The organism is Spirosoma sp. 48-14, assembly GCF_001898575.1.
Lineage (GTDB): Bacteria > Bacteroidota > Bacteroidia > Cytophagales > Spirosomataceae > Spirosoma.
Genome location: NZ_MKUD01000044.1, coordinates 46,350 through 58,683 on the forward strand (window position 1 = coordinate 46,350; position 12,334 = coordinate 58,683).

8 protein-coding genes and 1 pseudogene are annotated in these 12,334 nt (G+C 51.8%); 7 read left to right on the plus strand and 2 right to left on the minus strand.

Annotation, left to right across the window (positions count from 1 at the left end; genetic code table 11):
• The 7 genes and pseudogenes from BGO59_RS21835 to acs form a co-directional block, all read left to right on the plus strand.
• Positions 1-543: pseudogene (locus tag BGO59_RS21835) on the plus strand (MFS transporter); the annotation flags it as partial.
• Between the two features lie 105 nt (positions 544-648).
• On the plus strand, positions 649-873 hold the full coding sequence (locus BGO59_RS21840; RefSeq protein ID WP_293686718.1) for a DUF6814 family protein: 225 nt from the start codon (positions 649-651) through the stop codon (positions 871-873).
• A 103-nt stretch (positions 874-976) separates the two neighbouring features.
• The gene (locus BGO59_RS21845; RefSeq protein ID WP_293686720.1) at positions 977-1,189 is read left to right on the plus strand and encodes a hypothetical protein; all 213 of its coding nucleotides are present in this window, start codon (positions 977-979) and stop codon (positions 1,187-1,189) included.
• Complete coding sequence (locus BGO59_RS21850; RefSeq protein ID WP_293686722.1) at positions 1,182-3,902, plus strand: sensor histidine kinase; 2,721 nt, start codon at positions 1,182-1,184, stop codon at positions 3,900-3,902. Before BGO59_RS21845 ends, BGO59_RS21850 begins: the two co-directional genes overlap by 8 nt.
• 77 nt (positions 3,903-3,979) lie before the next feature.
• A complete protein-coding gene (locus BGO59_RS21855) occupies positions 3,980-4,345 on the plus strand; it encodes a response regulator (RefSeq protein WP_293686724.1) in 366 nt (121 codons plus the stop codon).
• A 71-nt stretch (positions 4,346-4,416) separates the two neighbouring features.
• Positions 4,417-6,342, plus strand: coding sequence for a propionyl-CoA synthetase (locus BGO59_RS21860; RefSeq protein ID WP_293686726.1), 1,926 nt, complete (start codon positions 4,417-4,419; stop codon positions 6,340-6,342).
• Between the two features lie 202 nt (positions 6,343-6,544).
• Positions 6,545-8,452, plus strand: a complete 1,908-nt coding sequence (acs, locus tag BGO59_RS21865) for an acetate--CoA ligase (RefSeq protein WP_293686728.1) — start codon at positions 6,545-6,547, stop codon at positions 8,450-8,452.
• A gap of 77 nt (positions 8,453-8,529) precedes the next feature.
• Here acs and BGO59_RS21870 read toward each other — a convergent pair whose 3' ends face one another.
• Together BGO59_RS21870 and BGO59_RS21875 are read right to left on the minus strand one after the other, a co-directional pair.
• Positions 8,530-9,033: a hypothetical protein gene (locus tag BGO59_RS21870; RefSeq protein WP_293686730.1), complete on the minus strand. Its 504-nt coding sequence runs from the start codon at positions 9,031-9,033 to the stop codon at positions 8,530-8,532.
• A 178-nt stretch (positions 9,034-9,211) separates the two neighbouring features.
• Entirely contained in the window at positions 9,212-12,334 is a 3,123-nt protein-coding gene (locus tag BGO59_RS21875; protein WP_293686732.1) for a CusA/CzcA family heavy metal efflux RND transporter, read from the minus strand.

The following is a 12,334-nucleotide window of genomic DNA, read 5'->3' on the forward strand; positions in this document are numbered from 1 at the left end:
GAAAAAACGACGTCCGAAACGGCCGTAACGGCCGACCCAAAAGCCGCTGGCGTGTCGATCAACACAGTGACTGTCAAGAAAGAATATACCGACGGCACCAAACTGACGGAGGTTACCAAAACTAAAATCCTGGCCGACCCATCTGCCGAGCCAGCCAAACCGGAGATCAAGAAAACCATTACCATCAACGATAGCGATCGCTGGACGCTGATCTGGCTGGTATTTGTTCAGGTCATTTTTGTGACGATGGTGTACGGCCCAATCGCGGCTTTCCTGGTCGAAATGTTCCCGACCAAAATCCGGTACACGTCCATGTCGCTTCCGTATCACATCGGTAATGGCGTTTTTGGCGGATTGCTTCCCGCTGTGGCAACCTATCTGGCAACTAAAGCGAAGGACGCTAACACGGCCGCCGAAAAAGCCGGTGAACTCCTTCCTAATGCGGCTCCGTATCTGGAAGGGCTTTGGTATCCGATCATCGTAACGGCTGTTTGTCTGGTTATTGGGGTCTTCTACATCAAAGACAAACGAGTAACGGATTAAGATTTACCCCTCCCCAACCCTCCCCTGAAATCAGGGGAGGGAGGCTTTCCGATATTGTCAACATTACATAAAATCATTTACAAAATCCTCGTACCGATAATCATCATGAACGCGATAAAACGAATTCTGGGTATTGTATGGCTGGCGATAGCTGCGCTGGCTGGTTATTTCGGTATTTTTCAGTTTGGGCTGCCCAAGCTGGCTACCGGCAAGCAGGAAGACCTTGTCTTTGGTATCATTATTCTATTTGTACTGATGCCGATCATTGTCGGCGGACTGGCTGTTTTCGGCGTTTACGCACTCCAGAACGAGTATGCCGACGAAGCGTAACCTCACCCCCGCCCCTCTCCAGTTTTAGGAGAGGGGTTTCAAAAACGGGTCTCTGTTAATTCAACACTAGCCGTTACAGAGTCCACTTTTTCAGCTTCCCACCGTGAAACGTGCCCGCCTTATTTTTTTAAGTCTGCTATTTGTGCTGCTGTTCAATGAGCCGGTGATTTCCATTGTCAACCAGCCCGTTCTGGTAGCCGGGTTGCCCATGCTGTATGCTTATGTGCTGGGCGTTTGGGCCTGTATGATCGGCTTGATTGCGCTGGTACTATACCGTTCACGTTCGGCCGACGACCCGTCCAACTCCGATGAATAGCCTTACGATAGTTGTCTGCTCGCTGTTATATCTGGGGCTGCTGTTCGGCATTGCCTTCTGGGCCGAACGTCGGGAGCGGACACTGGTCGCCCGGCAGAAACAGAGCCTCCTCAACAATCCCTACATTTACGCCCTGTCGCTGGCCGTTTACTGTACGGCCTGGACGTTCTATGGGAGTGTGGGGCAGGCGGCCACGCAGGGTATCAACTTTCTGTCGGTCTACATAGGCCCAACGCTGGCGGCTCCACTCTGGTGGATTGTGCTTCGGAAAATCATTCGCATCTGTAAGATTCACCGGATCACCAGTATTGCCGACTTTATTTCGGCTCGTTACGGTAAAAATCGGGGGCTGGGGATTCTGGTAACCGTTATCTGTGTGGCCGGTATTATTCCGTATATCTCCATCCAGCTAAAGGCTACAGCCGTCAGTTTCGCCCTGCTGTCGGGCCAATCGTCGGCTACGCACGCACCCTCGTTCCTGACCGATCAGGCGTTTTACATGACGCTGCTGCTGGGCGCATTCACCATTTTGTTTGGTACGCGGAAGCTTGAAGCCACCGAACGGCACGAAGGACTCGTAACGGCCATTGCCTTCGAGTCGCTGGTGAAGCTGATTGCGTTTCTGTCCGTAGGTTTGTATGTCACGTTTGGTCTGTTCGATGGGCCAGGGGATATTTTTGAACGAGCCAGCCAACAACCTGCCTTACAGGCCAGCCTAACCTTTGGTCCGGGGCATTCGTCGGCCGACTGGTTCTGGTATACGCTTCTATCCATTCCAGCTATTCTGTTCCTGCCCCGGCAATTTCAGGTGGCGGTTGTCGAAAATGTGGAGGAACGCCACCTCAATAAAGCCATGTGGCTGTTTCCACTCTACCTGTTTCTGATTACGCTGTTTGTATTGCCCGTAGCGTTTGGCGGTAAATTATGGTTTGGCAATACAGGGCTCGATGCCGACGGCTATGTTCTTTCGCTCCCGTTGATGACAGGCCAAAAGGGCCTGGCGTTGCTCGCTTACATCGGTGGGTTGTCGGCCGCTACGAGCATGATTATCGTGGAAACCACGGCCCTGAGCGTTATGATTAGCAATAATGTGGTGATGCCCTGGCTGGTTAGCCGCCCGGCCTGGCAACTGAAACTGGGCAATCAATCGAGTCGGTTTGTGGTGTACACTCGTCGGCTGGCCATTCTGACCCTGCTGCTGATTTCGTATGGGTATTACCGCGATGTATCGGACCGATTTTCGCTGGTTTCGGTGGGTATGATTTCCTTCGCGGCAGTAGCCCAGTTCAGCCCGGCCATTATTGGTGGCATCTGCTGGAAAAATGGGGCTCAGGCTGGGGCACGACTGGGCCTTATTGTCGGTACCGCTATCTGGTTTTACACCCTGATTGTGCCCACGCTGATCCCGGTTTTATTACCCGAATCATTACTGACCGACGGCCCATTTGGGCTGAGTTTTCTGAAACCACAAGCCCTGTTTGGACTGAACAGCCTAACCCCTATTGCTCACTCGGTATTCTGGTCGCTGTTTTTCAATGTGGGTTGTTATGTCTGGGGCTCCATCAACCGACCTCAAACGGCACTCGACCACAATCAGGCTATCCTGTTTGTCGATGTGTTTCAATTCAACCGCCCGTCCGAAAATACCGCCATCTGGAAGGGAAAAGTATCCGTCGATGCCTTACGCAAGCTGCTGATCACATTTTTTGGACCTGAACAGAGCCAGCAAACGCTGGAACGATTCGCTCGGCGCAACCGCCTGATTGATCGTCAGTCGTATGCCGATCCGGGGCTGGTAACGTTCACCGAAACAATGCTGGCCGGGGCCATTGGTACCGCTTCGGCCCGGATTCTGGTATCGTCTATTGCCAAAGAAGATCCAATTACGGTCGATGAGATTATCCGAATTCTGAAAACATCGCAGGAGCTGATGACCGTCAATAAAGAGCTGGAACGCAAATCGAATGAGCTGCAGCAACTGACCCAGCAACTTAGCGAAACCAACGAGCGGCTGAAACAGATGGACCAGCAGAAAGATGAGTTTTTGTCGACCATCACCCATGAGATTCGCACACCCATCACCTCCATTCGGGCGTTGACTGAGATTCTGCACGATAACGACGATGTCGATACCGCCACCCGGCAACAATTTCTCGGAACGGTCATCAAAGAATCGGAACGGCTTACCCGGCTCATCAATCAGGTACTGGACCTCGAACGGTTCGAATCAGGCCGAATGCGGCTTCACCTGGAACCCCTGCTCCTGCGCGACGTGATTAAAGATGCCGTTGAAGCCACCGCCCAACTGGCTTCGGAAAAATACGTGACGGTTCAGTTCCTGGCCAATTGCCCGCCTACGCCCGTCGTGGCCGACCGTGACCGGCTCATGCAGGTGCTGATCAACCTGTTATCGAACGCCATCAAATTCTGCGAACCCGAAAAAGGCCACATTATTGTCCGGCTGATTGTGGAAGGGGCTACCTGTAAAGTAAGCGTATGCGACAATGGCGCGGGCATTGATCCGGCACTCCATTCGCTCATTTTCGAGAAATTTTACCAGGTGCAGGGCGATCATCGAAAACCGAAAGGCAGCGGGCTGGGATTGGCGATCACGAAAAAAATCATAGAATTGCATAACGGTAGTATCGACGTAGACAGCCAGCCCGGACACGGTTCGGTGTTTACCTTCCAATTGCCGTTATCCACAGGGTAGCCCTTCCGGTTTTCGGTATCAGTCAGCGTAGTAACGCCCTGTTCCTGACTACCGACGGGAACCGTAAATCGAGCGTTATGGCTAATGTACTGATCGCCGACGATGAGCCGAATATTCTGCTGTCGCTGGAGTTTTTAATGAAAAAAGAAGGGCATAAGGTGTTCATTGCCCGCGATGGTGGTGAAGCGTATGAGTTGCTGCAACACCACAAACCCGATCTGCTGATGCTGGACATTATGATGCCCCGCATGAACGGACTCGAACTGTGTAAGTATGTAAAAAGTACCGATGGGTTTCAGCATAGTAAAATCATTATTCTGAGCGCCAAGGGAAAAGAGATCGATATACAACGCGGATACGAATCAGGGGCCGACCTCTATGTAGCCAAACCCTTTTCGACCCGCGACCTGGTTGCCAAAGTAAATCAACTTCTGTCGGCCTGACCCCTGGCCCACTACGTCTGTTTGTCATGGCGTTACCTGGGGAAGCTGTCAGAAACTAAACCCCAATGACCATGGAAACGCAGACGCTTTCCTATCTCAACGAGTACCGGCGTAGCCTCGACGACCCAGCCGCCTTTTGGGCCGAACAGGCCGGTGAAATCCCCTGGTTTCGCAAGCCGGGCCGCATCTTATCGACCGACTCGGCCGGACTGACCCGCTGGTTTGCCGGGGGGAAACTCAACACCTGTTATGCCGCTGTCGATTACCATGTCGAAAATGGCCGGGCCGATCAAACGGCCCTGATTTATGACTCGCCCGTTACCAATACCGTCCGTCGATTCACCTATACTGAACTCCGCGACGAAGTAGCCCAACTAGCCGGTACCCTAAAACGATTAGGTGTGCAACGGGGCGATACGGTGGTGATTTACATGCCGATGGTGCCCGAAGCGGTGTTTGCCATGCTGGCCTGCGCCCGTATCGGTGCCATTCATTCGGTAGTGTTTGGCGGATTTGCCCCACACGAACTAGCTTTACGCATCGACGATGCTCATCCCAAAGTAATCCTGTCGGCATCCTGCGGTATCGAGTTCGACCGGGTAATCCCCTACAAACCCCTGCTGGACGAAGCGCTACGGCTGGCCTCTTTTTCGCCTAAACACTGCCTGATTTTACAACGTCCCATGCAGGAAGCCGAACTAACCCCCAGCCGAGATCTGGACTGGGCGACGGCGGTTCGGCAATCGCTTATGGCTAATATCGTTCCGGTCAATGCGACCGACCCGCTGTATATTCTGTACACATCCGGCACTACGGGTAAGCCCAAAGGGATCATCCGCGACAATGGTGGTCATGCTGTGGCGCTGAAATACAGCATGCGGGCTGTGTACGATGTCCAACCCGGCGATACGTTCTGGGCCGCTTCGGACCTAGGTTGGGCTGTTGGGCACAGCTATATTGTTTATGGGCCTTTACTCCACGGCTGTACGACTATTCTGTTCGAAGGCAAACCCGTTCGCACACCCGACGCGGGTACGTTCTGGCGGGTGATCCAGCAACATGGAGTCAAGGCTTTTTTTACGGCGCCAACGGCGTTTCGGGCCATCAAAAAAGAAGACCCGGAAGGTTTACTCCGCCAGCAATACGACTTATCATCCCTGAAATACGTGTTTGTGGCCGGTGAACGCTGCGACCCACCCACGCTACATTGGCTGGAACAAACGGTAGGGGTTCCAGTCATCGACCACTGGTGGCAAACCGAGTCAGGCTGGCCGATGGTTGCCAATCAGATGGGCATTGAATCGGTCCCCGTCAAGGCTGGTTCGTCGACTCGTCCGGTAGCGGGGTTCGATTTACAGATTCTGGACGAACATGGTCAGCCACTCGGCCCCAACGAAGAAGGATACGTTTGCCTGAAACTGCCGCTGCCCCCCGGTTGCCTGCCAACACTGTGGAACGACACGCCCCGTTTCCGTCAATCGTACCTCAGTCGGTTTCCAGGCTATTACCTCACGGGCGATGGTGGATTTGTCGATGCCGACGGGTATGTGTTTATTATGGGCCGTGTCGATGATGTGATTAATGTGGCCGGGCATCGACTATCGACCGGCGAAATGGAAGAGATAGTGGGTAACCACCCAGCCGTCGCCGAATGTGCGGTAGTCGGTATTGCCGATGAACTGCGCGGACAGCGACCGATTGGCCTGGTTGTCCTCAAAGACGGTATCTCGACGGAAGAAGGCACATTGGAGAATGAATTGGTAACCATGATTCGCGATACGATTGGAGCCGTTGCGTATTTCCGGCAGGCAACCATCGTCAAGCGATTACCCAAAACGCGCTCGGGCAAAATCCTGCGAAAAACCATTCGCCAGATTGCCGATGGCGAACCCTTCACAATGCCTTCTACGATTGATGACCCGGCCATTCTGGATGAAATCAGGAACCGCTTATCGGAACGGAGCATCGGCAATGCCTTCGCGTTTGCCGGTTTGTAACTACCGAGAAAGGCTTTGCCCAACGCATTCTATCAGACTAGTGACTGATTCTATCAAAACGCGTATATCTATAGCAATTTAGCAATTTTCGACTTCAGAAATTCCAACCGTTTGGCTGTATCTTCCTACTTTTACTTGTCCTTAGTTATTCCGGCCGGACGGTATCGGCGATCGACCAGCCAGCATAAACCCTTTTGTACCCATGCGTATCAGAACCTTTGACGAATATCAGTCAGCATACAACCACAGTGTTGAAGACCCGGAGAGCTTTTGGGCCGAAATTGCCCAGGAATTTCAATGGCGCAAGCCCTGGAAAAAAGTACTACAATGGAATTTCCAGCAGCCCGATGTAAAATGGTTTTTGGGCGGTAAACTCAACATCACCGAGAATTGCCTGGACCGCCATGTGCACGAAAAGCCGAACTATCCGGCCATTATCTGGGAACCAAACGACCCGGCTGAGCCAAGTGTTACGTTTACCTATAAAATGCTACACGAGTATGTGTGCCGTTTTGCCAACGTCCTGAAGCGCAATGGTGTACAAAAAGGTGACCGGGTTTGTATCTACATGCCAATGGTGCCCGAACTGGCTGTTGCGGTACTGGCCTGTGCCCGTATTGGTGCTATTCACTCGGTGGTGTTTGGCGGGTTTTCGGCCCAGTCCATTGCCGACCGCATCAATGATGCTAAATGCTCGGTGGTGATTACCTCCGATGGTGCGTTACGGGGTAACAAAGCCATTCCGATGAAAGATACGGTCGATGATGCGCTGATCGGCTGCCCTTCGGTGAAACGAGTTATCGTGCTCACCCATACCCGCACCGCCGTTTCGATGCTGAAAGGTCGCGATGTGTGGTGGGAGCAGGAAATGAAGCAGGTCACTTCCGACTGCCCAGCCGAAATCATGGACGCCGAAGACCCACTATTTATTCTATATACTTCAGGGTCAACGGGTAAGCCCAAAGGGGTAGTTCATACCTGTGGAGGCTACATGGTATTTGCCGCCTACACCTTCCAGAATGTATTTCAGTACGAACCCGGCGATGTCCATTTCTGTACTGCCGATATTGGCTGGATTACGGGGCACAGCTACATAGTTTATGGCCCGTTGCTGAACGGAGCTACCTCACTCCTGTTCGAGGGTGTACCGACCTGGCCCAATGCCGGACGGTTCTGGGATATTGTCGACCGTCATCGCGTTAATATTCTGTACACCGCCCCAACGGCTATCCGGTCACTGATGGGATTTGGGTTGGAACCGCTGGAAGGTAAAGACCTGAGTTCGCTCCGGGTTTTAGGCTCCGTTGGCGAACCGATCAATGAAGAAGCCTGGCACTGGTACGACGAGCACATTGGTAAAGGCCGCTGCCCGATTGTCGATACCTGGTGGCAGACCGAAACGGGCGGCATTCTGATCTCTCCGCTGGCGGGTATCACCAAAACCAAACCAACCTTTGCCACGCTACCGTTGCCGGGTGTGCAACCTGTTCTGGTGGACGAAAATGGCAAGGAGATCGAAGGCAATGGCGTGAGTGGGAACCTGTGCATGAAATTCCCCTGGCCAGGTATTTTACGAACGACCTGGGGCGACCATGAGCGATGCCGCACCAATTATTTTGCTACCTATCCGGGCTTATACTTTACCGGCGACGGCTGCCTCCGCGATGAAGATGGCTATTACCGCATCACAGGTCGGGTTGATGACGTACTGAACGTATCAGGCCACCGGATTGGGACGGCTGAGGTCGAAAATGCCATCAACATGCACACAGGTGTAGTGGAAAGTGCCGTCGTCGGTTATCCGCACGACATCAAAGGACAGGGCATTTACGCTTATGTGATTACCGAAAGTGATCCCGATCATAGCTCTGACCTGATCCGCCGGGATATTCTGGCTACGGTAAGCCGCATTATCGGTCCCATCGCCAAGCCCGATAAAATTCAGTTTGTCAGTGGGTTGCCCAAAACTCGCTCGGGCAAAATCATGCGTCGAATCCTGCGTAAGATTGCCGAAGGCGATGTCTCGAATCTGGGCGATACCTCCACCCTACTCGACCCCAATGTAGTGGAAGAGATCAAAGCGGGAGCGCTAATTGAAATAAAAGCCTGACCGGGCTAACCGAGTCATAAAAAATGGGCGTTGAGATTGATCTCAACGCCCATTTTTTATGATTGTAATTCCTGTTCTTAGGGATTCGGAATCGCTTTTACTTCGATCTTGGCACCATTGGCCGTCGAGAACCCGTACGATTTGATAAGAGCCAACCAGCTTTGATCGCTCGGGTCAGTAGAATTACCAGCAATCTGGCGGCTGAAGTTTAGGTTGGTTTCGGTCAGGTTATCAAGCGTCCAGGTGTCAACCGATCCTGACGAACTGGTAAGAATAAATGCCGTTTCACCGGTGTTGAATTTCCAGGTTCCTGTTGTCGTCGTACCGGGTAAAATCACCTGCGAAAACGACTTATCAGATTTGAAGTTCATATACGACGACGAAAAATCGACCAGGTTACCAGCACCGCCCCCTTTTGTGTAAGCCGTTACGGGTATCGTTCCTAGGGTGACCGACGCCGTCTGGAACTGCCAGTTACGCGCGATCAGATCCGATTTGGTTTTCGCGGCAGGTGTATCATCTTTTTTACATCCCCAAAGAAGCGTTGCGCTTACGAAAAATAGAGCAAAAAGCTTTTTCATGATTTGGTTACTAAAGAGAAGTTTAGTGAATTCTTTACCCAAAGTAAGTGAATAAATAGGAAACCTACTGTGCTTTAGTGAGTAAAAAAATAGCCGAGCACTCCAGAATTACACACAACTCGTTCAGAAACTCTCCTACACTATTGATTATGAACCTTTTTTCATACAAATCAACTCCTTACGCAGTCGCTAATTCACGCGGTTTGTGCGTGGTGTTCTGGCGGTAGAATATCCGGTAAATGATTGGAAAAATCAGCAGTGTCAGAACAGTTGCGGTTATCAGCCCACCAATCACTACGATAGCCAATGGTTTCTGAGTTTCAGAGCCAATACCGGTCGAGATAGCCGCTGGAAGCAAGCCAATGGCCGCCATCAACGCCGTCATTACGACCGGGCGAATACGCGTCTGTACTCCTTCGCGAATGGCTACATCAAGCGGCATTTTCTGTTGGCGGTTATTATTAAACACCGAAATCAGGATAACGCCATTCTGTACACAGATGCCAAACAGCGCAATAAAACCTACCCCGGCCGAAATACCGAAGTTCATACCCGTAACGTGCAGGGCCAGAATGCCTCCAATCAGGGCGAAGGGCACGTTAAGCAGCACCAATCCGGCATCTTTTGCATTGCCAAAGAGAACAAACAGAATGACAAAAATAGCCGCCAGACTCAGCGGAACCACCTGCCCAAGCCGCTTGGTAGCCCGAACCTGATTCTCAAACTCGCCCGTCCAGTTGATTGAATACCCTTTAGGCAAATTTTTTAAAGCGGCATTGACCCGCCGTTGGGCATCGGCAATCGTGCTCCCCAGGTCACGCTCGCGCACCGAAAACTTCACCCCGATGAACCGTTTATTATTATCACGGTATACAAAAGCCGGGCCGGTAACTTCCCGAATCGTTGCAATTTCCCGCAAAGGAATTTTGTTGCCGCGCAGGGTGGGCACCATGAGTCGCATGATATCGTCTTCGGTTTTTCGATAACTTTCGCCGTAGCGTACCCGAATATCGAATTTGCGCTCTCCTTCGTACAGAATCGACGCGGTTTTACCCCCAATTGCCATTTCGATCACGGCCTGGGCGTCGGCCGTCGAAACGCCATATAAGGCCATTTTCTGATCGTGAAACAAGACACTGATTTCGGGCTGGCCAATATTGCGGAGAATACCGACATCTTTTACACCGGGCACATCGTGAATAGCGGCCAGGACGGTGTTGGCCAGTTTGTTCAGCTCGTTCAGATCATCGCCAAAGATTTTTACGGCATTGCTGGCATTCATTCCGGCCACGGCTTCGGCCACGTTGTCGATGATCGGCTGAGAGTAATTGTAGTTGATCCCCTGAAACTGTTTCAGCTTCGCATCCATTTCTTCAATCAGCTCATCGGTCGTAATTTTTCGCGTCCAATCGTCTTTGGGCTTGAGATTCACCTGCATCTGCACATAGTAAAACCCCGACGGGTCCGTCCCATCATTGGAGCGGCCCGTTTGCGACAAAACCCCATTAACCTCTGGAAATTCCATCAGTTTTTTACGCAGTATCCGCACCATGCCAACCGTTTGATTCAACGAACTACTCATCGGCAATTTAGCCTCTACCCACAATGCCCCTTCGTTGAGTGTCGGCAGGAATTCGGTACCCAGGAATGTGGCGGAGAAAAACGTAGCCACCATAAATGCGATAGCCGCCAGCATACTTACCCAACGATTTGTGTAGCACCAGGAAAAACCCGCCATCACAATCCGGTTGAAGAAATTGACCAGCGGATTGTTTTTCTCCCGCACATTTTTCTTCAACAGGATCGAACAAAGGAGCGGCACCAGCGTCAGGGTAAATAGCAGGGCACCCAACAAAGCGAAACCAAGCGTCCAGGCCAGTGGAGAAAACATCTTGCCTTCTACTTTCTGGAACGAGAAAATGGGCAACAAAGCGGTGATAATGATGAGTTTAGAAAAGAAAACAGCCTTCCCTAACTCGCCACCCGTTTTCTTGATGAGCCCTAGTTTACTCATCCGATTGAACCGGGTCATACCCGCCTGATGAGCCAGGTGATCGAGCGCCACAAAAATCCCTTCGACCATCACAACCGCACCATCAATGATAATCCCAAAATCGACCGCACCCATCGACAGTAAGTTTGCCGACATACCCCGCATCCGCAGACACATAAACGCGAAGAGCAGAGCCAGCGGAATAATGATCGACACAATGACTGTCGTTCGCCAGTCGGCCATGAACAGGAACACAATGACCGTGACCAGTATGATGCCTTCCGTGAGGTTGTGCAAAACGGTTTTCGTACAGAAACTGATCAGGTTATCACGGTCGTAAAACGTCACCATTTTCACATCCGATGGCAGGATACGGGTATTCAGCTCGTCAATTTTGGCCTTGACTCTTGCCAGTACCTCACTCGGGTTTTCGTTCTTCCGCATCACAACGATCCCTTCGACCACATCGTCATCGTCGTTAAGGCCAACCTGACCAACACGCGGGAAATTTGATTCGGCTACTTCGGCCACGTTTTTCACCAGTACCGGGTTCCCGTCCAGATCTTCCACGATCAGGTTTTCGATATCCTGAATGGACGTAAGCAGGCCAATTCCCCGCACGACATACGCCTGTCCGTTTCGCTCAATGACATCGCCCCCTACATTAATGTTGCTACGGGTGACGGCCTGATATACTTCGAGTGGCGTAATGTCGTATTTAGCCAGTTGCGTTGGGTTAACCCGGATTTCGTAGCTCTTATCCCGTCCGCCAAAGGCCACCACATCGGCCACGCCCGACACCGAACGAAGCTGACGGTCGATGACCCAGTTGTGGAGCGTGAGCAGTTCGCGGCTGTCGCGGGTAGCGGATTTGAGGGTAAATCGGAAAATTTCGCCCGTTGGCCCGTAAGGTGGCTGTACCTCTGGCTCAACGCCATCCGGAAGCGACACGGTACGAAGCTGGTTGTTGACCTGTTGGCGGGCAAAAAAGTCTTCGACATCATCTTCAAATATGATTTTGATGATGCTCAGCCCGAACATGGTAATGGAGCGCACGTTGGTTTTACGTTGCACCGAATTCATCGATACTTCGATAGGCACCGTCACGAATCGCTCGATTTCTTCCGCAGAGCGCCCTTTCCACTCCGTCACGACAATAATCTGGGTATTGGTAACATCGGGGAAAGCTTCAATAGGCGTGTTCAGGTAGCTGGCAATACCGGCCACCACCAGCCCAAAAGTCATGAAAAAAATGAAGAAGCGGTTCTTGAGTGAAAAACCGACAATATTGCGGATGAATTTATTCAT